Source organism: Pseudomonas arvensis, assembly GCF_056688935.1.
Genome location: NZ_CP162038.1, coordinates 4,589,776 through 4,616,090 on the forward strand (window position 1 = coordinate 4,589,776; position 26,315 = coordinate 4,616,090).

Here is a 26,315-nt window from a genome sequence, read left to right on the forward strand (position 1 = left end):
CAGCTGATATTCAGCTCAAACCCAGCGTAATCGTCGAAATAGCCACCATTGTCCGAGCGCTACAGACACCATTAACAGGCACGCCACCATGAATCCGTAAGGGCTCTCAGAGAACGGTATACCGCCCACATTTATACCCAGCAACCCGGTCAAAAAGCTCATCGGCAGGAAGATCCCGGTGATGATCCCGAAGCGGTACATGGTGCGGTTCATGCGCACGCTCAAGCGCCTGTCTTCGGCCTCCAGCACCAGCCCCACGCGCTCGCGGGTCAATTCGAGCTCTTCCAGATAGCGGGTCAGGCTGTTATTCAATTCGTTCCAGTAGTCGGCATCGTCGTCGCAGAACCACGGCAATTTGATCCGCGTCAGTTGGGCAAAGATGTCCCGCTGCGGTGCCAGGAATCGCTTGAGCCCGGCCGCTCGCCGGCGGATCTGCAACACGCTGCCGTGCTCCGGAGTGTACCGTTCGTCGGTATCGAGTTTTTCTTCCTCGGTATCCACGATTTCAGACAGGTCCGTGACCAGATCCTGCACCTTATTGGTCAGGTACTGCGCCATATAAAGGATGAGTTCGGACGCGGTTTTCGGCCCTTTGCCCTCTGCCAGTTGCACCAGCAGTTCATCGGTCGCCCGCAACGGGCGAAGACGCAGTGAAATCACACGGCTGGCGGCGGCGAAGATACGCACCGAAACCATGTCTTCCGGCTCCGCACCGGGGTTGAGGTTAATCCCACGCAGGAACAGCAGCAGCTCGGCTTCCGGCAACGGCAACAGGCGCGGGCGGGTGTTCTCCTCCAGCAGCAGGTCACAGGCGAACTCGCTCAGGCCACTGGATTTACGCAGCCAGGTCTGCGTTTGCGGGTGGCTGCGATCCCAATGCAGCCACAGGCTTTCCTGGGGCTGCAGTTGCAAGTCATCGAGCTCAGTCCGGGCAATCGAACGCGCACCGCCTTTACCGTCCAGCACCAGAGCATGCACCAGGCCCCACTGCGCGTTTTCTTCCTCGAACATCCTCACCCCGTCGTTTATTGCGGTTTATTCAGGCATTTTCAACGGACTTGGCGACACGATCACGCCATTATTGTCCGCATAGATGTACTCACCCGGACGGAAGGTCACGCCGGCAAACGTGACCACCACGTTCAGGTCACCGATACCGCGCTTGTCGGTCTTCATTGGATGGCTGGCCAGGGCCTGCACGCCAAGATCGGTCTGCGCTATGACATCGACATCACGGATGCAACCGTAGATCACCAGCCCTTCCCAGCCGTTTTTCGCGGCTTTTTCGGCAATCATGTCGCCCAACAACGCACGCCGCAGGGAACCGCCCCCGTCGACCACCAGCACCTTGCCGGCGCCCGGCTGGTCGGCTTGCTCCTTGACCAACGAGTTGTCTTCGAAGCACTTGATGGTGACGATCTCGCCACCGAAGGAATCTCTGCCGCCGAAATTACTGAACATCGGCTCGACCACCTGCACCAGTTCCGGGTAGGCGTCGCACAGGTCGGGGGTCACGTAATGGTTCATCGAAAAATTCCTTTCTGCCAAAGAAGTGTCTTTCAAAGAAGTATCGGTCGGAGCGGACGGGGAACATCCCATTCGCTTCGCCGCAACGCAAGAGCCACTGCGCGACTGAATATGACCAGAAGCGTTCAGCGCGTCATATCTTAGCCGCAACCTAGCACGAGCGAAACGCCCTTGGCAGAGCGCTGCGTCAAACCGTCGCCAGCACCTCGGCCGGGGCGCCAAACAACGGTGTGAGCGGGTCTTTCAACCATTGCGCCACCAGTGGCCATACTTCGGTTTGGGCGGCCTTGCTCACAAGCATTTCCACATGCCCGAAATCACCGGTAAACCCTTGCTGGCGACCCAGGCAAAGGTATTGGCGATGCTCAGAACCGATTTGCTCGAACAGCTTGCGACAGGCCCAGTCAGGGTCCTGATGATCACCGGCCGCACTGACGGCCAACACTGGGACATCGACGTCTGCCAGGCCTTTCCACCAATCCTGCTTACCCTCGCCAAAGCGTCCAAACAGGCCATTCCAACGCATGGCTTCGATCAGCACGCCCGCCGGTTCGTCCTCCGGGCCGCGCTTGAGGCGTGAGCCGGACAGCTCTCCAAAGCGCTTCAGAAGCAATCGACCGGTCCATTCCACCGGCGGCAGTTTCAGGGGCCAGTGGGTGCGACTGACCTGGCAACCAAACAAGGCCACCGACGCGACTGCCGGCGCGCCCAGGTGCTGACCACCCAGCGCCGCCGCCAAGGCTGTACCGCCCAGGGAGTGGCCGATCCAATGGGGGATCTGGGCACTTTGCTCGCGCACAAACGCGCCGATGGCCGGCAAATCATAGCGCGCGTAGTCGGCAACCCGATTTTTCGCATAGTCATGGTTGCGCTTGGACAGGCCATGGCCGCGCATTTCCGGGATCCACACATCAAACCCCTGGCGCGCCAGATAAGCGCCCAGGCCGATGCCTTTGGGCGAATACCAGAAGCGCCGGTTGGAAAAACTGCCGTGCAACAAAATAACCGAAATGCCCCGGTTTTCCGGGACATCGGCCAAGCCTAAACGGGTAACCGCCAGCTCGACAGTGCCGTCGGGGCTGTTACCGGGTTTGAGGCGGTACACGTCTTCACTCAGGTCGCCACGACGTTCAGCGCTGATCAGGGCGACGGGAAACAGGTTGCTGCTGCTTTGCATAATGCTCTTGCACAAAAAAGGGCGACGTCCGCAAGGATTCCGCCCTGTACAGATAAGAATGCCGGTCACCCACAACGAGTGACCGGCACTTTTGACGTAACGACCTTAAGCGGGCGCTTGGCCTTCCGCCAGGAAGAACCAGGTTTCCAGCACTGAGTCGGGGTTCAGCGAGACGCTTTCGATACCCTGTTCCATCAGCCATTTGGCCAGGTCCGGATGGTCGGAAGGGCCTTGGCCGCAGATGCCGATGTACTTGCCGGCCTTGTTACAGGCCTGGATAGCGTTGGCCAGCAGCTTTTTGACGGCCGGGTTACGCTCGTCGAACAAGTGGGCGATGATCCCCGAATCGCGGTCCAGACCCAGGGTCAACTGGGTCAGGTCGTTGGAGCCAATGGAGAAGCCGTCGAAGAACTCCAGGAACTCTTCGGCCAGGATGGCGTTGGACGGCAGTTCGCACATCATGATCACGCGCAGGCCGTTTTCGCCACGGGACAGGCCGTTTTCAGCCAGCAGGTCGACCACCTGGCTCGCTTCGCCCAGGGTGCGGACGAACGGCACCATGATCTCGACGTTGGTCAGGCCCATCTCGTTGCGTACACGTTTGAGCGCGCGGCATTCCAGCTCGAAGCAATCACGGAACGCTTCGCTGATGTAACGCGAGGCGCCGCGGAAACCGAGCATCGGGTTTTCTTCTTCCGGCTCGTAGAGCTTGCCGCCGATCAGGTTGGCGTATTCATTGGACTTGAAGTCCGACAGGCGCACGATGACCTTTTTCGGGTAGAACGCCGCCGCCAGGGTGCTGATGCCTTCAACCAGCTTCTCGACGTAGAAGCCCACCGGGTCGTTGTAACCGGCGATGCGCTTGTCGACGCTTTCCTTGATGTCCAGCGGCAGGCCGTCGTAGTTCAGCAGGGCCTTGGGGTGCACGCCGATCATGCGGTTGATGATGAATTCCAGGCGGGCCAGGCCCACACCGGCGTTCGGCAACTGCGCGAAGTCGAAGGCGCGGTCCGGGTTGCCGACGTTCATCATGATCTTGAACGGCAGGTCGGGCATGGCGTCGATGGAGTTTTGCTTGATATCGAAGCCCAACTCACCTTCAAAGATGAAACCGGTGTCGCCTTCGGCGCAGGACACGGTCACGCCTTGGCCATCTTTCAGCAGCTGGGTGGCGTTGCCGCAACCCACGACGGCCGGAATCCCCAGCTCACGGGCGATGATCGCCGCGTGGCAGGTACGCCCGCCGCGGTTGGTGACAATGGCGCTCGCACGCTTCATCACCGGTTCCCAGTCCGGGTCGGTCATGTCGGAGACCAGTACGTCACCTGGCTGGACCTTGTCCATCTCGGACACGTCCTTGATGATCCGCACCTTGCCGGCGCCGATGCGCTGGCCGATGGCACGGCCTTCCACCAGTACGGTGCCGGTTTCTTTCAGCAGGTAGCGTTCCATGACATTGGCCGAAGTGCGGCTCTTCACGGTTTCCGGGCGGGCCTGCACGATGTACAGCTTGCCGTCGTCACCGTCTTTGGCCCATTCGATGTCCATCGGGCACTTGTAGTGCTTTTCGATGATCATCGCTTGCTTGGCCAATTCGCTGACCTCAGCGTCGGACAGACAGAAACGTGCGCGCTCGGCCTTGTCCACATCAACGGTCTTGACCGAACGACCGGCCTTGGCCTCGTCGCCGTAGATCATCTTGATTGCCTTGCTGCCCAGGTTGCGGCGCAGGATGGCCGGGCGGCCGGCTTCAAGGGTGTGCTTGTGTACGTAGAATTCGTCCGGGTTGACCGCGCCTTGTACGACGGTTTCGCCCAGGCCGTAGGCGCCGGTGATAAACACCACGTCACGGAAGCCTGACTCGGTGTCCAGGGTGAACATCACGCCGGCGGTGCCGGTTTCCGAACGCACCATGCGCTGCACACCGGCAGACAAAGCCACCAGCTTGTGGTCGAAACCTTGGTGTACGCGGTAGGAAATGGCGCGGTCGTTAAACAGAGAGGCAAACACTTCCTTGGCGGCGCGGATCACGTTTTCTACGCCACGGATGTTAAGGAAGGTCTCTTGCTGACCCGCGAAGGAGGCGTCCGGCAAGTCTTCGGCAGTGGCGGAGGAGCGCACGGCAACGGCCATATCCGGGTTGCCGGCCGACAGAGCGGCGAAGGCGGTGCGGATTTCTTCGTTGAGTTTCTCGGGAAACTCGGCGTCCATGATCCATTGGCGGATCTGGCTGCCGGTCTTGGCCAGGGCGTTGACGTCATCGACGTCCAGGGCGTCCAGCGCGGCGTGGATCTGGGCGTTGAGGCCGCTCAGTTCGAGAAAATCGCGGTAAGCCTGGGCCGTGGTGGCGAAACCACCGGGCACCGAGACACCAGCGCCTGCAAGATTACTGATCATCTCGCCGAGGGATGCGTTCTTGCCCCCTACGTGCTCTACATCATGGACGCCGAGCTTATCGAGGGAAACTACGTACTCTACCAAGGTGATCTCTCCACTTTCTGTGTTGGAAAAGCTCAGGACGCCGGCTGCTCAGTAGGAGCGTTCGCCAGCGCTTGTGGCCTGGACCTGGAAAATAAGTGAGAATGCGGCCCACTGCGGGACGGCAAAATCGCGCCTATCATATCCAAGATTCGCCATCAGCTTAAGGCCCAGGGCTCAAATGAAACGATCTGCTTTCTTTATCTCCGACGGCACCGGCATCACAGCCGAAACATTGGGTCAAAGCCTGCTCGCGCAGTTCGAAAACATTACCTTCGCCAAATTCACGCGGCCCTATATCGACAGCGTGGATAAAGCGCGGGCCATGGTACAACAAATCAATCTGGCGGCTGAAAAAGACGGTTTTCGGCCGATCATTTTCGACACCATCGTCAATCAAGACATCCGTGAGATTCTCGCAACGTCGAATGGTTTCATGATCGACATTTTCTCGACCTTCCTGGCGCCACTGGAGCAGGAGTTGAGCGAGCACTCCTCCTACTCCGTCGGAAAGTCCCATTCCATTGGGCATAACTCCAACTACATGGAGCGTATCGAGGCGGTGAACTTCGCCCTCGACAACGACGATGGCGCCCGCACGCACTACTACGACAAGGCCGACCTGATCCTGGTGGGCGTATCGCGCTGCGGCAAAACGCCTACCTGTCTGTACATGGCCATGCAATTCGGCATCCGCGCAGCCAACTACCCGCTGACCGAAGACGACATGGAACACCTGACGCTGCCGGCCGCCCTGCGCGCCCACTCCCACAAGCTGTTCGGCCTGACCATCGACCCGGACCGCCTGACGGCCATCCGCAACGAGCGCAAGCCCAACAGCCGCTACTCAAGCTATGCCCAGTGCGAGTTCGAAGTGCGTGAAGTGGAAAATCTGTTCCGTCGCGAGAATATTGCGCACATCAATTCCACGCATTTTTCGGTTGAAGAGATTTCAGCGAAGATTCTGGTGGAGAAGGGTGTGGAGCGGCGCTTCAAGTAGTATTTTCTGCCTGGCACTTTTGTGGTGAGCGAGCTTGCCTCGCGCGGGCAAGCCCGCTCACCACAAAGACCAAGGCCTACAGGTGAAACCGGCCACCGCCCTGCCCCAACGCCGTCGCCAACGCGTCAAACCCCTCGCGCAACAACTGATCGTCGCCTGACGTATTGCAGATACTCGCCCGAATAAACTGCGGCACTGCCGTCTGCCCCACGGCAAATGCCTCGGCGGTGGCGATCAGGTAGTTGTTCTGCTTGAGTTCAGCCTCGATTTCCGACGCACGCCACGGCTCGGGCACCTCAATCCAGAAGTGCGGGCTGTTGAGGTGAGTGCGATATTGCAGGCCTTCGAGCAGGTCACGCACCAGGGCTTTACGCCGACTGATCTCGTTGATCTGCTGGCGCAGCAAGTACTCCGCCGTGCCGTTTTCGATCCACTGGGTGGCCAGTTCCAGGGTCACTGGCGTGGCCATCCAGCAGGTTGAGCGCAAGGCTGCCGAGATCCGGCTGACCAGCGCCGGCGGTGCATGTACATACCCCACGCGCAGTCCGGCGGACACCGCCTTGCTCAGGCTACTGATCAAAATCGTACGCTCGGGGGCGAAATGGCTGAGAGGCGGCGGCCGATCTTCTACCAAAACACCGTGGGCTTCGTCTTCCAGGATCAGCAGATTGTGCTCGCGGCATACCTTGACCAGCGCAGCGCGGCGCGCCACCGATAACACGGCGGTGGTGGGGTTCTGGATCGTCGGCGTGCAGTACAGCGCCGAAATCCGGTGGTTTCGACAGACTTCATCCAGCGCATTCGGCAGCACGCCTTCGTCATCCATCTCCAGGCCGATCAAGCGTATGCCGAGCATGCGCGCTGCGGTGATCAGGCCTGGGTACGTCAGTTGTTCGGTCACCACCGTATCGCCTGCCCGCAGCAGCGCCATCATCGCGCAGAGCAGGCCGTGCTGGCCGCCATTCACGCAAATGACCTGTTCAGGGATGGGATGAAAGTCACGCTGCACCAACCATTGCGCACCGGCTTCGCGGTAGCGCGGCAGGCCAGCGTCCGGGGTGTAGGCGCTGATGTCCTGGAGGAACTTGGCGTTGGTCGACAGGGTTTGGAAGCTCTGGGCCAGGAAGGCCGTCTCCTGCCCGGGGATATGCATGTTGCGGCTCATATCGAAGTACTGGCGCGGCTCCTCGCTGACGTTGCGAAAGCCTTCATCGCGCTGGCGCTCCATCCCACGCTTGCGCACGAATGTTCCGTCACCAACGCGGGCGACCACCAGACCCAGGCGTTCCAACTCACCGTAGGCCCGGCTGATGGTACCGATGGTCACCCCGAGATTGTCGGAAAGCACCCGATGGGGCGGCAGTTTTCGTCCCGGTTCAATCAAGCCTTCGAGGATGCCCCGTTCCATGACATCGGACAGGCGCTTGTACTTCACGCCCTGACCGTTGGACAAGCCCTCACGCATAATTGACACCATGTCAATATTTGTTTTGACAGCCATCTTTCGCCCTAATAGTGTGCTTTTACGGGTTCAATCGCCGAATTTAATCACTCATTACAAGTTCAATATAGAGTTCAATTCCGGCTCAGGGAAGCAATAAACGATGCCAATGTCCGCCGTTATCGAAAACACCGCCAAAATCAAAACCCAAAAGCAGTGGCTGGCCGGGCTGATCACCAGTGTGATGTTCCTGATCGTGTGCCTGAGTTGGGGCACGACCTGGCTGGGCATCAAGATTGCCGTGGAAAGCGTGCCACCGCTGACCTCCGCCGGCCTGCGCTTCCTCATCGCCTTCCCGCTGTTCCTGTGTTTCGCCATGGTGCGCCGCGAGCCGATCCTGTTCCCTCGCGAAAGCCGCTGGTTTTTCGTGTTCGTGACCCTGTCCTACTTCAGCGTGCCCTACTACCTGCTCAACTACGGCGAGATGCATGTCTCGTCCGGCCTCACCGCCCTGCTCTTCAGTTGCATGCCGGTATTCATCCTGATTTTCTCCGCGCTGTTCCTGCGCGAGCGCATCTACTTTTCCCAGGTGGTCGGCATCGGCATCGGCTTCGGCAGCCTGTACATGATCATCCGCAGCCAGGGCCTGCACCTGGACCACGCCGAGTTTTTCGGGGTGCTGGCGATTCTAACGGCCGCGATCATGCATGCCTTGTGCTATGTGATTACCAAGCAGAAAGGCAGCGCCATCAGCGTGATCACCTACAACACCCTGCCCATCGGCATTGCCGGGTTGATGCTGTTCGTCGCGGGGCTGTGGTTTGAAACACCCACCTTTGAAGACATCACCCTGCGCTCCTGGAGCGCCCTGTTCTACCTCGGACTGGTGGCCTCGGTGGGCGGGTTCATCGTGTACTTCATGCTGCTCAAGCGCTTGAGCCCGATCATCCTGTCGTTCGTATTCATTATCTTCCCGGTGTTCGCGGTGATCATCGGCGCCTGGTACGAAGGCGTGGCGATTTCCCGCGACCTGATGCTGTACTCGGCCATCCTGCTGGCCGGTTTTGCGATCACCAAGTTGCCCATCGAAAAACTCATGGCCAAGAAAAATTGACCACCCACCAACGCGAGAGAAACATGGACGTCCTCCGCCCCACCGCCCTGGAACAGATCTACGCCCACGCCAGCCGCAGCTATCCCGAGGAATGCTGCGGCTACGTCTTCGCCGACGGCAGCGTGTACCTGGGCAGCAATATCCAGAATGAACTGCACCGCAAGAACCCCGAGATGTACCCACGCAGCGCAGCCAACGGCTACACCTTCTCGGTGGCCGACACCCTACTGTTGAACAAGGCGTTTCGCAGCGACAACCCCGTGGTGGTGATCTACCACTCTCACCCTGACGTCGGCGCCTATTTCAGCGATGAGGACCAGGACAAGGCGCTGTTCCTGGGTGAACCGATCTACCCCGTGAGCTACCTGGTAGTCGATGTTCGCCAGGGCCAGGCTCTCGGTTCCAAGCTGTTTGCCTGGGATGGCACACAGTTCGCCCTTCAACCCTTCAACGACCTGCACACGGAGTTGTCCATGAACGCTGTCTCTTTCCCCGATATCCTGGTTCGCGTGGCCAAGCTGCCGGAATCGACCCTTGAGAGCACCGGATCGACATTGCGCGAAGTCATTGAAAACCTCTGCAACAGCCACCCGCAGTTGCGCACGCATCTGTTTCACGAGAAGAACAATCAGCTCAAGGAACACTTCCTGTTTACCGCCGAGGAAGCGCTGATCGAGGCCGACGAACCGTTGCCGGAAAAAGCCAGGATCGAAGTGCTGCTCGCCACGTCCGGCGGCATCGACGTCGAATCCCTGAGCAACGAAGAAGTCCAGCGCTACGTGCGCCATATCACCCTGCCGGGCGTGGGCCGCGAGGGTCAGTTGAACCTGAAGAAAGCCAAGGTACTGATCATCGGCACCGGCGGCCTGGGCTCGCCCATCAGCCTGTACCTGGCGGCGGCCGGCGTCGGCACTTTGGGCCTGGTGGATTTCGACGTGGTGGAAAGCAGCAACCTGCAACGCCAGATCGTCCACGGCAACAGCACGCTGGGCCTGCCAAAGGTCGAATCCGCCAAACAGCGCCTGCAAGACCTCAATGCTCACATCCAGATCAATGCCCACAACACCGCGCTGAATGCCGATAACGCCCTGGAACTGGTGGGCGCCTATGACCTGGTGATCGACGGCACCGACAATTTCGACACCCGCTACCTGGTCAATGACGCATGCGTCCAGCTTGGAAAACCCTTGGTGTATGGCGCCATCTACCGTTTCGACGGGCAGATCAGCGTGCTCAACTACAAGGGCGGGCCGTGCTACCGCTGCCTGTTCCCCAGCGCACCGCCCGCAGAGTTGGCACCCAATTGCAGCGCCGGTGGCGTGATCGGCGTGCTGCCCGGCGTGGTCGGGATGATCCAGGCGACCGAGGCCATCAAGCTGCTGATCGGCATTGGCGAGCCGCTGTCCGGGCGTTTGATGCGTTTCGATGCGCTGGCGATGAAGTTCAGCGAAATCCGCTTCAAGCGCCGCGCCGACTGCCCGTGCTGTTCCGAACTGCGCCACAGTGAAACGATCGCGTCGACCGTGTGCGCCGACGCCCTGCCCAGCGCCCCGTCACTGGCCGAAGAACGCTACATCAAGCCCCGCGTCCTCAAGCAACTGCTCGAACACCCACGCAGCGCCGACGTACTGCTGGACGTGCGCGACGCCAGCGAACTGGAGGTGTGCAAGTTGCCGGGGGTGCTGCATATCCCCCTCGCCGAGCTGGACGATCAACTCGACCGCCTCAACCGCGACAACACCCATTACCTGATCTGCTACGCCGGCACCCGCGCCGAGCAAGCGGCCAGTACGCTGCTGGCGGCGGGCTTTGCCAACACCAAAGTCCTGCAAGGCGGCATGAAACATTGGGTTCGCGACGTCGAACCTGACATGCCCTTGTACTGAGCCGAGGACCGACTGATGTTGCATAACTCGATCCTCGACGCCATCGGCCACACGCCCATCGTGCGGCTGGCGCAGTTTTCCGAAGACCTCGGCATCGAGGTCTACGCCAAGCTCGAATCCCTCAACCCCGGTGGCAGCCACAAGGCGCGCATCGCCCTGGGCATGATCCTCGACGCCGAGCGCCGGGGCGTGCTGATACGCGATTCCGGGCAAACCATCATTGAGCCCAGCGGCGGCAATACCGGCATCGGCCTGGTGATGGCCGGCAATGTGCTGGGCTACAAAGTGGTGCTGGTGATCCCCGACAACTACAGCCCCGAAAAACAGAAGCTGCTGCGCCTGTACGGCGCCAAGGTGGTGCTGTCGGACAGCCGCCGGGGCAACAATTCCCATGGCGAAAAGTGCATGGAGCTGCAGCTGGAAAACCCCAGCTACGTGATGCTCAACCAGCAACGCAACGGCGCCAACCCGCAGACCCACCGCGACACCACCGCGCCGGAAATCCTTCGCGCCTTTGGCGAGCGCCGTGTGGACTACTTTGTCAGCGGCATCGGCACCGGTGGCCATATCACCGGTATCGGCGAAACCCTCAAAGCCGCCTGGCCGGCGATCCGCGTCATGGGCGTGGAACCGGAGGAATGCGACCTGCTGAAAGACCAGCACGCGCCGCACCATATCCAGGGCCTGTCGATTGGCCTGATCCCGAGCATCCTCAACCTCAATGTGATCGACGGCATGCTCAAGGTTTCGCGCCAGGACTGCATCGACATGATGAAACGCATCATGCGCACCGACGCCATCAGCCTGGGCCTGTCCTCCGCTGCCAACATGGTCGCCATCGCCCGGCTCGCCCCCGAACTGCCACCCGAAACGGTGGTGTTGACCATGGTCTACGACAATGCCGACAGCTACCTTCCCAGTTTTGAATAACCGGTTTTCCAACCAGCCAGAATGCGGGGGTGCCTCCATGGGTGGCTTTATCGACATGCAACAGCTGCATGATGAGTTGCTCACCCAGCTCATCAAGACCCTCACGCCTGCGCAGATGAAGCAGTTGGAACCGCACCTGGCGCCGCTGATCCAGAACGCCGCCCAGGCGGTGGCCGAAGACCTGATCGCCTACGCCTACCGCGATCCGGCATCACGCGGGCGCGGCGAGCTGATCCTGGAATCCTATGCCTCGTTCAAGGCGGTGCTGTATTACCGCCTGGCACACCTTGTGTGGAATTTCCCCGACCAGACCAACGGCGTGTTTTCACGCATCGCCCTCAAACTCAGTAATCAGGGCAAGGTGCTGTCCGGTGCGGAGATTCATCCGGCGGCGCGCATCGGCCGCCGCTTTGTGCTGGACCACGGCTACGGCACCGTGATCGGTGAAACCTGCGAGATCGGCCACGACTGCTACATCCTCTGCGGCGTGACCCTCGGCGCCCGGGGCATCGCCAACAACCCCGACGGCAAGCGGCATCCACGCTTGGGCAACAACGTCGAAGTCGGCTCCGGCGCCCGTGTGCTGGGGTATGTGTTGATTGGCGACAACGTGTTTATCAGCCCGTCCTGCGTGATCACCCAGGACGTACCCGCCGGGACCAAGGTCAAGGTGGTGAACCAGATCCAACTGCAAAAAAATGATGAATCGGACCACAGCAACTACCTCGGCGCCTTCGCCCTGGATGAGCGCTTGCATGTGGTCGGCGAGGTCAATGCCAGCCACAAGGTCACGGTACTGGACGCCGACTTCCACCCTCTGCAGGGGCTGATGCTGGAACCGACGGTGAAGGAGCGTCACCACCTGCAGTTTCGCCTGCACCGCGTTGAAGCCGGCAATCAACTGCCACGCCTGCCGCTGAACCTGAAAATCTGCGGCCCGGAGTTTGAAATCACCCTGCTTTCCCCCCCTGGCTTGAGTGCAATGGTGCGCCACCTGTTGCAAGCCAGCCCACTGATCGTCGGAGGTTGAACATGTCTGTGCACACCATGGAAACCCTGGCGCTGTTTGACAGCGCGCCCTACCAGAACGCCTTCAGCGCCCGGGTGATTGCCGTCAGCGAACACGGCATTGCCCTGGAACACACGTTGTTCTACCCAACCGGCGGCGGACAGCCGGGCGACACCGGCCACTTGACCCTGCCCGACGGGACGCAGGTGGCCGTGACCGGCACCGTACGCGACCCGGTGCTGCGTTCGATCATCTGGCACCAGGTGGAACACTGCCCCGAGCAGTTGACTGCGGGGGTCCAGGTCGATGCCGGCCTCGATTGGGAACGGCGCTATCAGCACATGAAAATGCACACCTGCCTGCACTTGCTGTGCTCGATCATCGATGCGCCGGTGACGGGTTGCAGCATCAGTGCCGACAAGGGCCGCCTGGATTTCGACCTGCCGGAAATGACCCTCGACAAAGACAGCATCACCCGCGACCTCAACGCGCTGATCGAACAGGCTCACCCGGTGAAAACCCTGTCGATGGCCGCCACGGAATATTCCACGCTGCTGCAGATAACCCGCACCCAGGCGGTCGCGCCGCCGGTGATCCAAGGCTCGGTACGGGTGATTGAAATTGCCGGGATCGACATCCAGCCGTGTGGCGGCACCCACGTGATCAACACCGAGGAAATCGGCCGGGTGTTCTGCGAGAAGATCGAGAAGAAGAGCAAGCACAACCGCAGGGTGATCCTCAGGTTTGAGCAGGTTTGAGCCTGACTCAATCGCTACCAAAATGAAGGTCAAATGTGGGAGGGGCGAGCCCCCTCCCATATTGGATGTGTGCAGGGTTTTAGAAGGCGTCGCCGGGTACGCGTACGAAGCCTTCCATCAACACCCGTGCACTACGACTCATAATGGCTTTCTTCACCACCCATTCGCCGTTCACTTGGGTAGCTTCGGCACCCACGCGCAACGTGCCCGACGGATGCCCGAAGCGCACCGCATTACGCTCAATGCCGCCTGCGGCGAGGTTGACCAAGGTTCCGGAAATCGCCGCCGCGGTGCCAATCGCCACCGCCGCCGTGCCCATCATCGCGTGATGCAGCTTGCCCATGGACAGTGCGCGCACCAGCAGGTCCACATCGCCAGCCTTGATCGCTTTGCCGCTGGACGCCACGTAATCCGCAGGTTTGGCCACAAACGCGACCTTTGGCGTGTGCTGGCGCTGGGCGGCTTCGTCCAGGTGTTTGATCAGGCCCATGCGCAGTGCGCCATAAGCCCGCACGGTCTCGAACATGGCCAGGGCCTTGGGGTCGCCGTTGATCGCGCCTTGCAGCTCGGTGCCGGTGTAACCGAGGTCTTCGGCGTTGATGAAGATCGTCGGGATACCGGCATTGATCAGCGTGGCCTTGAAGGTGCCGACACCGGGCACTTCAAGGTCGTCTATCAGGTTGCCGGTGGGGAACATCGAGCCACCGCCGCCCTCTTCTTCTGCCGCCGGGTCCAGGAATTCCAACTGCACTTCCGCGGCCGGGAAGGTCACGCCGTCCAGTTCGAAGTCGCCGGTTTCCTGCACTGCACCGTCGGTAATCGGTACATGGGCAATGATGGTCTTGCCGATATTGGCCTGCCACACCCGCACCACGGCCACGCCGTTGTGCGGGACGCGGGCCGGATCGACCAGCCCGGCGCTGACGGCGAACGAGCCCACCGCCGCCGACAGGTTGCCGCAGTTACCGCTCCAGTCGACAAAGGGCTTGTCGATGGAGACCTGGCCAAACAGGTAGTCCACGTCGTGGTCGGCGCGGGTGCTTTTGGCCAGGATCACGCTTTTACTGGTGCTCGACGTGGCGCCGCCCATGCCGTCGATCTGTTTGTCGTAGGGGTCGGGGCTGCCGATCACCCGCAGCAGCAAGGCATCGCGTGCCGCGCCCGGTACCTGCGCCGAGGCGGGCAGGTCCTGGAGGCTGAAAAATACGCCCTTGCTGGTGCCGCCACGCATGTAGGTGGCGGGGATCTTGATTTGCGGTGCGTGTGCCATGGTCGTCCTCTTAAGCCGTCGCCGCCGATTCCAGGAAGTCCTGGGCAAAACGTTGCAACACGCCGCCCGCCTCGTAGATCGACACTTCTTCGGCGGTGTCCAGGCGGCAGGTCACCGGCACTTCGACACGTTCGCCATTCTTGCGGTTGATCACCAGGGTCAGTTGCGCACGCGGGGTGCGCTCGCCGACCACGTCATAGGTTTCGCTGCCGTCGATGTGCAAGGTGTGACGGTCGGTGCCCGGCAAAAACTCCAGGGGCAACACGCCCATGCCCACCAGGTTGGTACGGTGGATGCGCTCGAAGCCTTCGGCGGCAATCGCTTCCACACCAGCCAGGCGCACGCCCTTGGCCGCCCAGTCGCGGGACGAGCCCTGGCCGTAGTCGGCGCCGGCGATGATGATCAGCGGTTGCTTGCGTTCCATGTAGGTTTCGATGGCTTCCCACATGCGCGTAACCTTGCCTTCGGGCTCGATGCGCGCCAGGGAACCCTGCTTGACCTTGCCGTTTTCCACGACCATTTCGTTGAACAGTTTCGGGTTGGCGAACGTTGCGCGTTGCGCGGTCAAGTGGTCGCCCCTGTGAGTCGCGTAGGAGTTGAAGTCGACTTCCGGCAGGCCCATCTTCGCGAGGTATTCGCCGGCGGCGCTGTCGAGCATGATCGCGTTGGACGGCGATAGGTGGTCGGTGGTGATGTTGTCCGGCAGCACCGCCAGCGGGCGCATGCCCTTGAGCGGACGCGCCCCGGCCAGCGCGCCTTCCCAGTACGGCGGGCGACGGATGTAAGTGCTTTGCGGGCGCCAGTCGTACAGCGGCGCGACTTTGGGGCCGGTGTCTTCGTGGATGGCGAACATGGGGATATACACGGCGCGGAACTGCTCCGGTTTGACCGAAGCCTTGACCACGGCGTCGATCTCTTCGTCGCTCGGCCAGATGTCCTGCAGGCGGATTTCCTTGCCGTCGGCGTCGAGGCCGAGCACGTCCTTCTCGATGTCGAAACGGATGGTGCCGGCAATCGCGTAGGCCACCACCAACGGCGGCGAGGCAAGGAACGCTTGCTTGGCGTAGGGATGAATACGCCCGTCGAAGTTACGGTTGCCCGAGAGCACGGCGGTGGCGTACAGGTCGCGGTCGATGATCTCTTGCTGGATCACCGGGTCGAGCGCGCCGGACATGCCGTTGCAGGTGGTGCAAGCAAACGCCACCACGCCGAAACCGAGCTGATCCAGTTCATGCCCGAGGCCGGCCTCTTCCAGGTACATCGCCACGGTTTTCGAACCGGGCGCCAACGAGGACTTGACCCACGGCTTGCGCTTGAGCCCCAGTTTGTTGGCATTGCGCGCCAACAGGCCGGCCGCGATCACGTTGCGCGGGTTGCTGGTGTTAGTGCAACTGGTGATGGCGGCGATGATCACCGCGCCATCGGGCATTTGCCCTGGCACGTCATCCCATTGCCCACTGATGCCTTGGGCCGCCAGGTCACGGGTGGCAACACGGGCGTGAGGGTTGCTCGGGCCGGCCATGTTGCGCACGACGCTGGACAGGTCGAAAGTCAGGCCGCGCTCGTATTGCGCGCCTTTCAGGTCGTCAGCCCACAAACCCGTGTGGCGGGCGTATTGCTCGACGAGCGCAACCTGTTCGTCTTCACGGCCGGTAAGTTTCAGGTAGGTGATGGTTTGCTGGTCGATATAAAACATCGCCGCCGTGGCGCCGTATTCCGGGGCCATGTTGGAGATGGTCGCACGGTCGCCCAAGGTCAGGGCTGAGGCACCTTCGCCGAAGAACTCCAGCCAGGCGCCGACGACTTTCTGTTTGCGCAGGAATTCGGTCAGCGCCAGCACCATATCGGTGGCGGTGATGCCCGGCAGCAGCTTGCCCGTCAGCTCCACACCGACACTTTCCGGCAGGCGCATCCACGAGGCGCGGCCGAGCATCACGCTCTCCGCTTCCAGGCCGCCAACGCCAATGGCGATCACACCCAACGCATCCACGTGGGGCGTATGGCTGTCGGTGCCGACGCAGGTATCAGGGAACGCCACGCCGTCGCGCACCTGGATCACCGGAGACATTTTCTCCAGGTTGATCTGGTGCATGATGCCGTTGCCCGGCGGGATCACGTCGACGTTCTTGAAGGCCTTTTTGGTCCACTCGATAAAGTGGAAACGGTCTTCGTTGCGACGGTCTTCGATGGCGCGGTTTTTCTCGAACGCATCGGGGTCAAAACCACCGGCTTCGACGGCCAGGGAGTGGTCGACGATCAGTTGGGTCGGCACCACCGGGTTGACCTGTGCCGGGTCGCCGCCTTGCAGGGCGATGGCATCGCGCAGGCCGGCGAGGTCCACGAGGGCGGTCTGGCCGAGGATGTCATGGCACACCACGCGGGCCGGGAACCAGGGAAAGTCGAGGTCGCGCTTGCGTTCGATCAACTGGCTCAGGGACGCGTCGAGGGTGGCCGGGTCGCAACGGCGCACCAAATTCTCGGCGAGTACACGGGAGGTGTAGGGCAAGGTGGCGTAGGCGCCGGGGGTGATGGCTTCGACGGCCGCTCGGGCATCGAAGAAATCCAGGCGGCTGCCGGGGAGCGGTTTGCGGAATTCAGTGTTCATCGTCAGGACTCGGTCACGGTAATTGCAAAAAGGAAGACCTGCGCCGATCCGAGGCTGGAATGGAATCAAAATGTGGGAGGGGGCTTGCCCCCGATGGCGGTGTATCAGTTGATACATGTGTTGAATGACACACTGCTATCGGGGGCAAGCCCCCTCCCACTTTTGAGCTCATTCCAACCCTGGAATCGCCGGTCTTCAGCGACGCTCGATTGGCACGAACTTGCGCTGTTCTACGCCGGTGTACTCGGCGCTTGGACGGATGATGCGGTTGTTGGCACGCTGCTCGAACACATGCGCGGCCCAGCCGGTGAGGCGTGAGCAGACGAAGATCGGCGTGAACAGCTTGGTCGGGATGCCCATGAAGTGGTACGCCGAGGCATGGTAGAAGTCGGCGTTGGGGAACAGTTTCTTCTGCTCCCACATGGTCTTGTCGATGGCTTCGGAGACCGGGAACAGCACCGTGTCGCCCACTTCATCGGCGAGCTTTTTCGCCCAGCCCTTGATCACTTCATTGCGCGGGTCGTTGTCTTTGTAGATCGCATGGCCAAAGCCCATGATCTTGTCTTTGCGCGCCAGCATGCCGAGGGTGCCTTCCACCGCCTCTTCGGCCGAGGAGAAGCGCTCGATCATTTCCATCGCCGCTTCGTTGGCGCCGCCGTGCAGCGGGCCACGCAGGGAGCCGATGGCGGCGGTGATGCAGGAGTAGAGGTCGGACAGGGTCGAGGCACACACGCGGGCGGTGAAGGTCGAGGCGTTGAATTCGTGCTCGGCGTAAAGGATCAGCGACACGTTCATGACCTTTTCATGCAGCTCGCTCGGCTTCTTGCCGTGCAGCAGGTGCAGGAAGTGGCCACCGATGCTCGGCTCGTCGGTCACGCAGTCGATGCGCTTGCCGTCGTGGCTGAAGCGGTACCAGTAGCACATGATCGCCGGGAAGGCGGCGAGCAGGCGGTCGGTGACATCGCGCTGCACACTGAAGTCTTTCTCGGGTTCGATATTGCCCAGGAACGAGCAACCGGTGCGCATCACGTCCATCGGGTGGGCGTCGGCGGGGATGCGTTCCAGCACTTCTTTCAGGGCCTGGGGCAGGTCGCGCAGCGTGCTCAGCTTTTTGCTGTAGGCGGCCAGTTCGGCCTGGGTCGGCAGTTCGCCGTACAGCAGCAGGTAGGCAACTTCTTCAAACTGCGCATCGGCGGCCAGTTCACGCACGTCGTAGCCGCGATAGGTCAGGCCGGCACCGGCCTGCCCCACGGTGGACAATGCAGTCTGCCCGGCTACCTGACCACGCAGGCCGGCACCACTCAATACTTTTGCTTCAGCCATGTTCGTTCTCCAATCTTGTAGTTATTCAGGGAGGCCGTTCGTTACTTTTTCGCGGCGAACAGCGCGTCGAGCTTCTGCTCGAAGGTGTGGTAGTCGATGCGGTCGTAAAGCTCCATGCGGGTTTGCATGGTGTCGATCACGTTCTGTTGGGTGCCGTCGCGACGGATCGCGGTGTAGACGTTCTCGGCGGCTTTGTTCATGGCGCGGAAGGCCGAGAGCGGGTACAGCACCAGGGAAACATCGGCAGATTTCAACTGTTCGGTGGTGTACAGCGGGGTCGAACCGAATTCAGTGATGTTGGCCAGGATCGGCGCTTTCACCCGGGCGGCAAACAGCTTGTACATCTCAAGTTCGGTGATGGCCTCCGGGAACACCATGTCGGCGCCGGCCTCGATACAGGCGGCGGCGCGCTCCAGCGCGGACTCCAGGCCCTCGACGGCCAGGGCGTCGGTGCGCGCCATGATCACGAAGCTGTCATCCGTGCGCGCATCCACGGCGGCCTTGATGCGGTCGACCATTTCCTGCTGGGACACGATTTCTTTGTTCGGGCGATGACCGCAGCGCTTGGCACCGACCTGGTCTTCGATATGAATAGCAGCGGCGCCGAACTTGATCATCGACTTGACGGTGCGCGCCACGTTGAACGCCGACGAGCCGAAACCGGTGTCCACGTCCACCAGCAGCGGCAGGTCACACACGTCGGTGATGCGGCGTACGTCGGTGAGCACGTCGTCCAGGCCGGTGATGCCCAGGTCAGGCACGCCCAGGGAGCCGGCCGCAACGCCGCCGCCCGACAGATAAATCGCCTTGAAGCCCGCACGCTTGGCCAGCAGCGCATGGTTGGCGTTGATTGCGCCGACGACCTGCAACGGCTGTTCGCTGGCGACCGCGTCACGGAAACGCTGGCCGGGTGTGCTTTTATTATTCGAACTCATGACTCACCTCTATCAGGGGCGCCGTCCGGGAAGTGACGGGCAATGTTGCGTTTGGACGCGCCGATATGACGGCGCATCAGCAGTTCGGCCAGTTCACCGTCGCGATCGGCAATCGCATCAAGAATGCGGTGGTGCTCGGCAAAGGCCTGGCGTGGACGATTGGGAGTGGCGGAGAACTGGATGCGGTACATGCGCACCAACTGGTACAGCTCGCCGCAGAGCATTTGGGTCAGGGTGCGGTTACCGGCGCCTTGAATGATCCGGTAATGAAAATCGAAGTCGCCTTCCTGCTGGTAATAGCCGACACCGGCCTGGAACGCGGCATCCCGTTCGTGGGTGTGCAGCACCTGGCGCAGTTCTTCGATTTCAGCGTCAGTCATGCGCTCGGCGGCCAGGCGGCAGGCCATGCCTTCCAGGGACTCGCGGATCTCATACAGCTCGACCAGCTCGGCGTGGCTCAAGGACACCACTCTAGCGCCGACGTGAGGCACGCGGACCAGCAGGCGCTGGCCTTCCAGGCGATGGATCGCCTCGCGCAACGGGCCACGGCTGATGCCGTAGGTGCGCGCCAGCTCAGGCTCGGAAATCTTGCTGCCGGGGGCAATCTCACCCTTGACGATGGCGGCCTGGATGCGCCGGAAGACGTTCTCGGACATGGTCTGGGAATCGTCCTGCGCCACCACCGGCGTTTGCAGCTGATCCAGCATATTGTCGACACCTTTAAAAGCAATGTGGCAAAAACTAGCTAATCAGACCTGCATAGTCAAAGAATAAATCCACATTGTCGACAATCGTCTAATAACCACAGCTAACCTCTCTCAAGGCATGGCCGCCTGCCAGCGCTGGCGCCAAAAAAGCATCATGTTAGAATGCCCGCCGAATTTGCCTGACATCATTGGATGAAACGGCGCACGAGGGAGCTTGCGCAGTAATGCCAGTCGCCTTGAATTGAACATCGCACTGCATCGCCTCAGGATCTATGAGACTCAAGCCCTTTTCCCTGTTTTGCCTACTGTTCGTACCGGGCCTTGGCGTTGCCGCCGAGAAGACCGTGTATGGCCTCAACGAATACGCCCAATTGGCTGGCATCAACCTGGAAGTCGCCGCCAAGCTGGACACCGGCGCCAAGACCGCCTCCCTCAGCGCCCGCGATATCAAGCGTTTCAAGCGCAACGGCGAATCCTGGGTGCGCTTCTACCTGGCGATCGACACCGCCCATTCCCACCCCATCGAACGCCCCCTGGCCCGCGTCAGCAAGATCAAGCGCCGTGCCGGCGATTACGACCCCGATGAGGACAAGAACTACACCGCCCGACCAGTGATTGCCCTGGATATCTGCATGGGCACCGCTTTACGCAGCATCGAAGTGAACTTGACTGACCGCAGCGCATTCCAATACCCGCTGCTGATCGGCTCCGAAGCGTTGAAACGCTTTGATGCGCTGGTCGACCCCAGTCTTAAATACGCAGCAGGCAAACCCGCCTGCGCCGCCGACGCTCATACCGCCGAGTAAACCGAATGCGCTCTCTTACCCTGCACCTGAAAATCCTGATCGCCATCCTGGTGGTGCTGGGTATTTCGGTCACCGCCTACCAGATCTTCGTGCTGGGCATTCCTGTCACCGAGGACGCCACCGACGACCTGTGGAACATCGACGCCAAGGTCGAGTTCGTCGCCAACCCGAAGGACCCGGTAAAGATCCAGATGTTCGTGCCACCGTTGAGCCGCGACTTTGTCAGCCTCAATGAGAGTTTTATCTCGAATAACTACGGGGTGAGCGTCAACCGTACCGACGGCAACCGCAAGGTCACCTGGTCTGCCCGCCGGGCCAAGGGCAACCAGACCCTGTATTACCGCCTGGTGCTGACCAAGCGTTACAGCGGCGAAAAAACCAAGATCAAGGGCCCGACCTTCCGCGACAGCATTGCCGTGGAAGGCCCTGAAAAAATCGCCGCCGAAGCCCTGCTGGCGCCGATCCGCCAGCACTCGGCCGACGTCGAAACCTTTATTACCGAAGCCATCAAGCGCACCAACAACCTCAACGACGACAATGTGAAGCTGCTGCTGGCGGGCGACCCTTCCGTACCGCACAAGGCCAAGATCGTCGAGTTGCTGCTGTCGATAGCCCATGTGCCGGTGGAAAAGGTCCACACCATCCGCCTGGTCGCCGACCAGCCGCAATCCCCGGAACTGTGGCTGCGCAGCTTCAATGGCAATGACTGGCTGTACTTCAATCCGGAAACCGGCGAACAGGGCCTGCCCACCGACCGCCTGCTGTGGTGGACCGGCGATGAAAACCTGATCACGGTCGACGGCGGCAAGAAGGCCATGGTGACGTTCAGTCTGAACAACAGCGAAATGAACGCAATTCGCCTGGCCAAGCTGACCGACGAGAACACCGACGCCAACTTCCTCGAATACTCGCTGTACGGCCTGCCGCTGCAAACCCAGCAGACCTTCATGATCATGGTGATGATCCCGATTGGCGTGCTGGTGATTCTGATCCTGCGCAACTTGATCGGCCTGCAGACCCTGGGCACGTTCACGCCGGTGCTGATTGCCCTGGCGTTCCGCGAAACGCAGCTGGGCTTCGGGATTGTGCTGTTTACGATCATCACGGCGCTGGGGCTGTCGCTGCGGTCCTACCTGGAACACTTGAAGTTGCAGATGCTGCCGAGACTGTCGGTGGTGTTGACGTTCGTGGTGGTGCTTATCGCGGCCATCAGCCTGTTCAGCCATAAACTCGGCCTGGAACGCGGGCTGTCGGTGGCGCTGTTCCCGATGGTGATCCTGACCATGACCATCGAACGCCTGTCGATCACCTGGGAAGAGCGCGGGGCCAACCATGCGCTCAAGGTGGCGATTGGTACGTTGTTCGCTGCTTCCCTGGCGCACCTGATCATGAGCGTGCCCGAGCTGGTGTACTTCGTGTTCACCTTCCCCGCGATCCTTTTGATCCTGGTGGGCTTCATGCTGGCCATGGGTCGTTATCGCGGCTACCGCCTGACCGAGTTGGTGCGTTTCAAGGCGTTCTTGAAGGCTGACTCATAATGTTCGGCTTCTGGAAGACCTGGAAAGCCCTGGAAGCGCGGGGAATCATGGGCATCAACCGGCGTAATGCCGACTACGTGCTCAAGTACAACAAACGCAGCCTGTACCCGATCGTGGATGACAAGATCATCACCAAGGAACGGGCGATCGCTGCCGGCATCCATGTGCCGGAAATGTACGGGGTGATCTCGACCGAAAAAGAAATCGACAAGCTCGATGAAATTATCGGCGGGCGCAGCGACTTCGTGATCAAGCCGGCCCAGGGCGCGGGCGGCGACGGTATTTTAGTGGTAGCCGACCGTTTCGAAGGGCGCTATCGCACGGTGTCCGGCAAGATCATCAGCCATGAGGAAATCGAACATCAGATTTCCAGCATCCTCACCGGCCTGTATTCCCTGGGCGGCCACCGCGACCGTGCGCTGATCGAGTACCGCGTGGTGCCCGACCAGATCTTCAAGAGCATCAGTTACGAAGGCGTGCCGGATATCCGCATCATTGTGCTGATGGGCTACCCGGTGATGGCCATGTTGCGCTTGCCGACCCGCCAATCCGGCGGCAAGGCCAACCTGCACCAGGGCGCGATTGGCGTCGGTGTGGACCTGGCCACCGGCCTGACCCTGCGCGGCACCTGGCTGAACAACATCATCACCAAACACCCCGATACCACCAATGCGGTGGATGGCGTGCAACTGCCCAACTGGGACGGTTTCATGAAACTGGCCGCTGGCTGTTACGAGCTGTGCGGGCTGGGCTATATCGGTGTCGACATGGTGCTGGATCAGGAAAAAGGCCCGCTGATCCTCGAACTGAATGCGCGGCCAGGGCTGAACATCCAGATCGCCAACGACTGCGGCCTGACCTTGCGCACCCACGCGGTAGAAGCACGACTGGAAGCGCTGAAAGCCGCCGGCGTGACGGAAACCCCGGAAGAGCGAGTCAAGTTCGTGCAGGAAATGTTTGGGCATATTCCCCCTGTAGAGGGCTGATCCAGCCTTCAATCTGTCTATCCCCGACATCCCCCCTAGGAGCAAGCCCTACGGGGGACTACAATCCCCTCCCCCGCGCCTTGGCTGATCCACCCTCGCATGTCGACCTGTTCCGTACACCCGCTGCCCTATCGGGCCAACCCCGCCGAGTACTTTGCGGCGATTCGCCATGCCCCCGGCGCGGTGCTGCTCGACAGCGGTCGACCGGCGGCCGAACGCGGTCGTTATGACCTGCTCAGCGCCTGGCCTGAGGCGACGCTGGCGGTGGATCCTGACGAAAGCGGCAGCCACTTCCTACAGCGGTTACGGAAAAACCTTTCACAGCTGGGTGAGGCGAGATTGCCCGACGGCTACGAGTTGCCGTTTGCCGGCGGCTTGATCGGCTACCTGAGCTACGACTTTGGCCGACACTTGGAACAGCTGCCCGATCTGGCCGTGGATGATTTGCACCTGCCGGATGCGCGTTTCGGGCTGTATGCCTGGGCACTGATCAGTGATCACTCGGCGCAGACCAGCCAACTGGTATTTCACCCGGCGCTGGCCGATAGCGAACGGCAGCGGCTGATCACCTTGTTCAGCGGTGACGTTGCCGCCGCCCCTGCACGCTTCACATTGCAGGGCCCCATGGCAGCGGATCTCAGCGTCGCGGCTTATCGCCTGGCCATTGAACGCATCCAGGACTACATCCAGGCCGGCGACTGCTATCAGGTCAACTTCGCCCAGCGTTTTCGCGCACCGTGCAGCGGTGATCCCTGGGTCGCCTATTGCGCCTTGCGCGAAGCCTGCCCGACGCCCTTCTCCGGGTTCCAGAGCCTGCCGAATAACGGCGCGGTAGTGAGCCTGTCACCCGAGCGTTTCGTGCGTATCAGCGAACGCCAGGTCGAAACCCGCCCGATCAAAGGCACCCGCCCCCGCGGAGCCACGCCTGAAGAAGACGCCGCCCACGCCACCGAACTGCTGGCCAGCCCCAAGGATCGCGCCGAAAACCTGATGATCGTCGACCTGCTGCGCAATGACCTCGGCCGCACCTGCCGCACCGGCTCGGTGAGCGTGCCGGAGTTGTTCAGCCTGGAAAGCTACCCCAACGTGCACCACCTGGTGAGCAGCGTGATCGGCGAATTGGCCGACGACAAAGACGCCCTCGACCTGATCGCCGGCAGCTTCCCCGGCGGCTCCATCACCGGCGCGCCGAAGATTCGCGCCATGCAGATCATCGACGAACTGGAACCGACCCGACGCGGTTTGTACTGCGGTTCGCTGGTGTACCTGGACGTGCGCGGCGAGATGGACAGCTCCATTGCCATCCGCAGTTTGCTGGTCAAGGACGGCCAGGTGTGCTGCTGGGGCGGCGGTGGGATCGTGGCGGATTCCGAGTGGGAGGCGGAGTATCAGGAGTCGCTGACGAAGGTGCGGGTTTTGTTACACACTTTGGAAAGCCTGTAGCGTCCAGCTCCGACCATCCACCCGCCACCGGTGAAGGATCACATGAAGCGAATGCCTACTCGTCAGGAATTATTTCCAAGATTGCATCTCCACGCGACCGCACCTATCATCTCCCAAATTGGGAGGACGCAACGATGCGGAGACCGTGTAATGAACATCAAACCCATACATTCCCAGGAAGACCTTACGGCTGCGCTCGCACGAGTGGAGCAGCTCTGGGGGGCGCAGATCGGCTCGCCAGAGGGTGACGAGCTGGAGATTCTTGCCGTACTCATTGAAAAGTACGAAGCGGAACATTTTCCAATGCCACCTTCTGATCCGGTGGAAGCCATTCGGTTTCGCATGGAGCAGCTCGGCATGACGGCTCGCGACCTGGAGCCATTCATCGGCACCAGCGGACGGGTGTCAGAGGTGTTGAACCATAAGCGCAAGCTCAGCCTGTCGATGATCAAGCGGCTGCATGAAGGCTTGAGCATTCCTTACGAGCGGTTGCTGGCAGAGGGATAAGCGATGGCGGGGCCGGGCCTATCGGGGGCAAGCCCCCTCCCACATTTGAAATGTATTCACAGATCAAAGTGTGGGAAGGGGCTTGCCCCCGATAGGGCCATCAGCATCACAAAATGACTTACAGGCTCAACTGCCGATTCGACGCCTTGATGAACTCCTTCTTCAGATCCTCAAACGTGTGCACCGCCGGAAACTGCGGGAACTCACGGATCACATTTTCCGGCGCATGGAACAGGATCCCACGGTCCGCTTCACCCAGCATGGTGGTGTCGTTGTAGGAATCGCCGGCGGCGATCACGCGGTAGTAGAGCGTCTTGAACGCCAGCACCGACTGGCGCTTGGGGTCTTTCTGGCGCAGTTGGTAGCTCACCACGCGGTCGGTTTCGTCGGTGATCAGCCGGTGGCACAGCAGAGTCGGGAAACCCAGTTGGCGCATCAGCGGCTGGGAGAATTCGTAGAAAGTGTCAGACAAAATCACCACCTGGAAACGCTCGCGCAGCCAGTTGACGAATTCGATGGCGCCGTCCAGTGGCTTGAGCGTGGCGATCACCGCCTGGATGTCGGCGAGCTTGAGGCCATGTTCGTCGAGGATACGCAGACGTTGCTGCATCAGCACGTCGTAGTCGGGAATGTCCCGGGTGGTGGCCCGCAGCGATTCAATACCGGTTTTTTCGGCGAAGGCGATCCAGATTTCCGGAACCAGCACCCCTTCCAGGTCAAGACAGGCAATTTCCACAAGACACTCCTATTGGATGTTATTGGTTGAGCGAGCAAAAGGACTGCCGAACTCTAGCGATTCAAGCTCCCCGCCGCAACGCAGAGCGGATTTTGATACCATCGCTCCCCTATAGAGCGCTCAGCGCCACTGACCTGTA

At 60.9% G+C, this 26,315-nt stretch carries 22 protein-coding genes; 11 read left to right on the plus strand and 11 right to left on the minus strand.

The features are described from left to right. Positions 1-15: 15 nt before the first annotated feature. From AB3G88_RS20595 to ppsA, 4 genes are all read right to left on the minus strand, one after another. Positions 16-1,011 carry a divalent cation transporter CmaX gene (locus AB3G88_RS20595; RefSeq protein WP_480451411.1) on the minus strand — a complete coding sequence of 332 codons (996 nt, stop codon included), beginning with the start codon at positions 1,009-1,011 and terminating at the stop codon, positions 16-18. Between the two features lie 24 nt (positions 1,012-1,035). Continuing rightward, positions 1,036-1,527: a ribonuclease E activity regulator RraA gene (gene rraA, locus AB3G88_RS20600; protein WP_017527456.1), complete on the minus strand. Its 492-nt coding sequence runs from the start codon at positions 1,525-1,527 to the stop codon at positions 1,036-1,038. A 187-nt stretch (positions 1,528-1,714) separates the two neighbouring features. Continuing rightward, positions 1,715-2,704 (minus strand): alpha/beta fold hydrolase, encoded by a 990-nt coding sequence (locus AB3G88_RS20605; protein WP_480451413.1) that lies wholly within the window; start codon positions 2,702-2,704, stop codon positions 1,715-1,717. 105 nt (positions 2,705-2,809) lie between these two features. Further along, positions 2,810-5,185 carry a phosphoenolpyruvate synthase gene (gene ppsA, locus AB3G88_RS20610; protein WP_099582705.1) on the minus strand — a complete coding sequence of 792 codons (2,376 nt, stop codon included), beginning with the start codon at positions 5,183-5,185 and terminating at the stop codon, positions 2,810-2,812. A gap of 178 nt (positions 5,186-5,363) precedes the next feature. On the opposite strand from ppsA, the gene ppsR reads away from it, so the two are divergent. Beyond that, entirely contained in the window at positions 5,364-6,182 is an 819-nt protein-coding gene (gene ppsR / locus AB3G88_RS20615) for a posphoenolpyruvate synthetase regulatory kinase/phosphorylase PpsR (RefSeq protein WP_003193298.1), read from the plus strand. Positions 6,183-6,258: 76 nt separating this feature from the next. Here the strand turns inward: ppsR and AB3G88_RS20620 are convergent, their stop codons facing one another. After that, on the minus strand, positions 6,259-7,683 hold the full coding sequence (locus tag AB3G88_RS20620; RefSeq protein WP_099582706.1) for an aminotransferase-like domain-containing protein: 1,425 nt from the start codon (positions 7,681-7,683) through the stop codon (positions 6,259-6,261). Positions 7,684-7,843: 160 nt separating this feature from the next. On the opposite strand from AB3G88_RS20620, the gene AB3G88_RS20625 reads away from it, so the two are divergent. From AB3G88_RS20625 to AB3G88_RS20645, 5 genes are read left to right on the plus strand one after another with little or no spacing between them, the layout of a single operon-like run. Further along, positions 7,844-8,737: a DMT family transporter gene (locus tag AB3G88_RS20625; RefSeq protein ID WP_160385034.1), complete on the plus strand. Its 894-nt coding sequence runs from the start codon at positions 7,844-7,846 to the stop codon at positions 8,735-8,737. A gap of 23 nt (positions 8,738-8,760) precedes the next feature. Then, complete coding sequence (gene moeB / locus AB3G88_RS20630; RefSeq protein ID WP_480451416.1) at positions 8,761-10,623, plus strand: molybdopterin-synthase adenylyltransferase MoeB; 1,863 nt, start codon at positions 8,761-8,763, stop codon at positions 10,621-10,623. A 15-nt stretch (positions 10,624-10,638) separates the two neighbouring features. After that, complete coding sequence (locus AB3G88_RS20635) at positions 10,639-11,553, plus strand: PLP-dependent cysteine synthase family protein (protein ID WP_112196457.1); 915 nt, start codon at positions 10,639-10,641, stop codon at positions 11,551-11,553. Between the two features lie 37 nt (positions 11,554-11,590). Continuing rightward, complete coding sequence (locus AB3G88_RS20640) at positions 11,591-12,583, plus strand: serine O-acetyltransferase (protein ID WP_099582710.1); 993 nt, start codon at positions 11,591-11,593, stop codon at positions 12,581-12,583. A 2-nt stretch (positions 12,584-12,585) separates the two neighbouring features. After that, positions 12,586-13,320 (plus strand): alanyl-tRNA editing protein, encoded by a 735-nt coding sequence (locus tag AB3G88_RS20645; RefSeq protein ID WP_250926259.1) that lies wholly within the window; start codon positions 12,586-12,588, stop codon positions 13,318-13,320. A 79-nt stretch (positions 13,321-13,399) separates the two neighbouring features. On the opposite strand, the gene prpF is transcribed toward AB3G88_RS20645, so the two are convergent. From prpF to AB3G88_RS20670, 5 genes are all read right to left on the minus strand, one after another. After that, positions 13,400-14,590 (minus strand): 2-methylaconitate cis-trans isomerase PrpF, encoded by a 1,191-nt coding sequence (gene prpF, locus AB3G88_RS20650; protein WP_099582713.1) that lies wholly within the window; start codon positions 14,588-14,590, stop codon positions 13,400-13,402. Positions 14,591-14,600: 10 nt separating this feature from the next. Then, complete coding sequence (acnD, locus tag AB3G88_RS20655; protein ID WP_480451420.1) at positions 14,601-17,195, minus strand: Fe/S-dependent 2-methylisocitrate dehydratase AcnD; 2,595 nt, start codon at positions 17,193-17,195, stop codon at positions 14,601-14,603. Between the two features lie 195 nt (positions 17,196-17,390). Beyond that, the gene (prpC, locus tag AB3G88_RS20660) at positions 17,391-18,518 is read right to left on the minus strand and encodes a bifunctional 2-methylcitrate synthase/citrate synthase (RefSeq protein ID WP_480451422.1); all 1,128 of its coding nucleotides are present in this window, start codon (positions 18,516-18,518) and stop codon (positions 17,391-17,393) included. 41 nt (positions 18,519-18,559) lie between these two features. Further along, the gene (prpB, locus tag AB3G88_RS20665) at positions 18,560-19,453 is read right to left on the minus strand and encodes a methylisocitrate lyase (protein ID WP_099582716.1); all 894 of its coding nucleotides are present in this window, start codon (positions 19,451-19,453) and stop codon (positions 18,560-18,562) included. Beyond that, entirely contained in the window at positions 19,450-20,160 is a 711-nt protein-coding gene (locus AB3G88_RS20670; RefSeq protein WP_099582717.1) for a GntR family transcriptional regulator, read from the minus strand. The genes prpB and AB3G88_RS20670 overlap by 4 nt, the downstream gene beginning before the upstream one ends. A gap of 272 nt (positions 20,161-20,432) precedes the next feature. Between AB3G88_RS20670 and rloA the strand changes: the two genes are divergently transcribed. The 5 genes from rloA (at position 20,433) to AB3G88_RS20695 (ending at position 25,440) form a co-directional block, all read left to right on the plus strand. Next, on the plus strand, positions 20,433-20,966 hold the full coding sequence (rloA, locus tag AB3G88_RS20675; RefSeq protein ID WP_099582718.1) for a retropepsin-like aspartic peptidase RloA: 534 nt from the start codon (positions 20,433-20,435) through the stop codon (positions 20,964-20,966). A gap of 5 nt (positions 20,967-20,971) precedes the next feature. After that, on the plus strand, positions 20,972-22,504 hold the full coding sequence (rloB, locus tag AB3G88_RS20680) for an osmotic stress tolerance membrane protein RloB (protein WP_099582719.1): 1,533 nt from the start codon (positions 20,972-20,974) through the stop codon (positions 22,502-22,504). Next, positions 22,504-23,490 carry an alpha-L-glutamate ligase-like protein gene (locus AB3G88_RS20685; RefSeq protein ID WP_032887562.1) on the plus strand — a complete coding sequence of 329 codons (987 nt, stop codon included), beginning with the start codon at positions 22,504-22,506 and terminating at the stop codon, positions 23,488-23,490. Before rloB ends, AB3G88_RS20685 begins: the two co-directional genes overlap by 1 nt. 99 nt (positions 23,491-23,589) lie before the next feature. Continuing rightward, positions 23,590-24,933 (plus strand): aminodeoxychorismate synthase component I, encoded by a 1,344-nt coding sequence (gene pabB / locus AB3G88_RS20690; protein WP_158877470.1) that lies wholly within the window; start codon positions 23,590-23,592, stop codon positions 24,931-24,933. A 150-nt stretch (positions 24,934-25,083) separates the two neighbouring features. Next, complete coding sequence (locus AB3G88_RS20695) at positions 25,084-25,440, plus strand: helix-turn-helix domain-containing protein (protein WP_099582721.1); 357 nt, start codon at positions 25,084-25,086, stop codon at positions 25,438-25,440. A 118-nt stretch (positions 25,441-25,558) separates the two neighbouring features. Here AB3G88_RS20695 and thrH read toward each other — a convergent pair whose 3' ends face one another. Further along, entirely contained in the window at positions 25,559-26,176 is a 618-nt protein-coding gene (thrH, locus tag AB3G88_RS20700; RefSeq protein WP_099582722.1) for a bifunctional phosphoserine phosphatase/homoserine phosphotransferase ThrH, read from the minus strand. Positions 26,177-26,315 lie beyond the last annotated feature (139 nt).

Excerpts from the sequence above, each read along its gene's own strand:
- AB3G88_RS20595 (WP_480451411.1), bottom strand. The coding sequence starts at position 1,011 with ATGTTCGAGGAAGAAAACGCGCAGTGGGGCCTGGTGCATGCTCTGGTG.
- rraA (WP_017527456.1), bottom strand. The coding sequence starts at position 1,527 with ATGAACCATTACGTGACCCCCGACCTGTGCGACGCCTACCCGGAACTG.
- AB3G88_RS20605 (WP_480451413.1), bottom strand. The coding sequence starts at position 2,704 with ATGCAAAGCAGCAGCAACCTGTTTCCCGTCGCCCTGATCAGCGCTGAA.
- ppsR (WP_003193298.1), top strand. The coding sequence starts at position 5,364 with ATGAAACGATCTGCTTTCTTTATCTCCGACGGCACCGGCATCACAGCC.
- AB3G88_RS20620 (WP_099582706.1), bottom strand. The coding sequence starts at position 7,683 with ATGGCTGTCAAAACAAATATTGACATGGTGTCAATTATGCGTGAGGGC.
- moeB (WP_480451416.1), top strand. The coding sequence starts at position 8,761 with ATGGACGTCCTCCGCCCCACCGCCCTGGAACAGATCTACGCCCACGCC.
- AB3G88_RS20635 (WP_112196457.1), top strand. The coding sequence starts at position 10,639 with ATGTTGCATAACTCGATCCTCGACGCCATCGGCCACACGCCCATCGTG.
- AB3G88_RS20640 (WP_099582710.1), top strand. The coding sequence starts at position 11,591 with ATGGGTGGCTTTATCGACATGCAACAGCTGCATGATGAGTTGCTCACC.
- AB3G88_RS20645 (WP_250926259.1), top strand. The coding sequence starts at position 12,586 with ATGTCTGTGCACACCATGGAAACCCTGGCGCTGTTTGACAGCGCGCCC.
- prpF (WP_099582713.1), bottom strand. The coding sequence starts at position 14,590 with ATGGCACACGCACCGCAAATCAAGATCCCCGCCACCTACATGCGTGGC.
- acnD (WP_480451420.1), bottom strand. The coding sequence starts at position 17,195 with ATGAACACTGAATTCCGCAAACCGCTCCCCGGCAGCCGCCTGGATTTC.
- prpC (WP_480451422.1), bottom strand. The coding sequence starts at position 18,518 with ATGGCTGAAGCAAAAGTATTGAGTGGTGCCGGCCTGCGTGGTCAGGTA.
- prpB (WP_099582716.1), bottom strand. The coding sequence starts at position 19,453 with ATGAGTTCGAATAATAAAAGCACACCCGGCCAGCGTTTCCGTGACGCG.
- AB3G88_RS20670 (WP_099582717.1), bottom strand. The coding sequence starts at position 20,160 with ATGCTGGATCAGCTGCAAACGCCGGTGGTGGCGCAGGACGATTCCCAG.
- rloA (WP_099582718.1), top strand. The coding sequence starts at position 20,433 with ATGAGACTCAAGCCCTTTTCCCTGTTTTGCCTACTGTTCGTACCGGGC.
- rloB (WP_099582719.1), top strand. The coding sequence starts at position 20,972 with ATGCGCTCTCTTACCCTGCACCTGAAAATCCTGATCGCCATCCTGGTG.
- AB3G88_RS20685 (WP_032887562.1), top strand. The coding sequence starts at position 22,504 with ATGTTCGGCTTCTGGAAGACCTGGAAAGCCCTGGAAGCGCGGGGAATC.
- pabB (WP_158877470.1), top strand. The coding sequence starts at position 23,590 with ATGTCGACCTGTTCCGTACACCCGCTGCCCTATCGGGCCAACCCCGCC.
- AB3G88_RS20695 (WP_099582721.1), top strand. The coding sequence starts at position 25,084 with ATGAACATCAAACCCATACATTCCCAGGAAGACCTTACGGCTGCGCTC.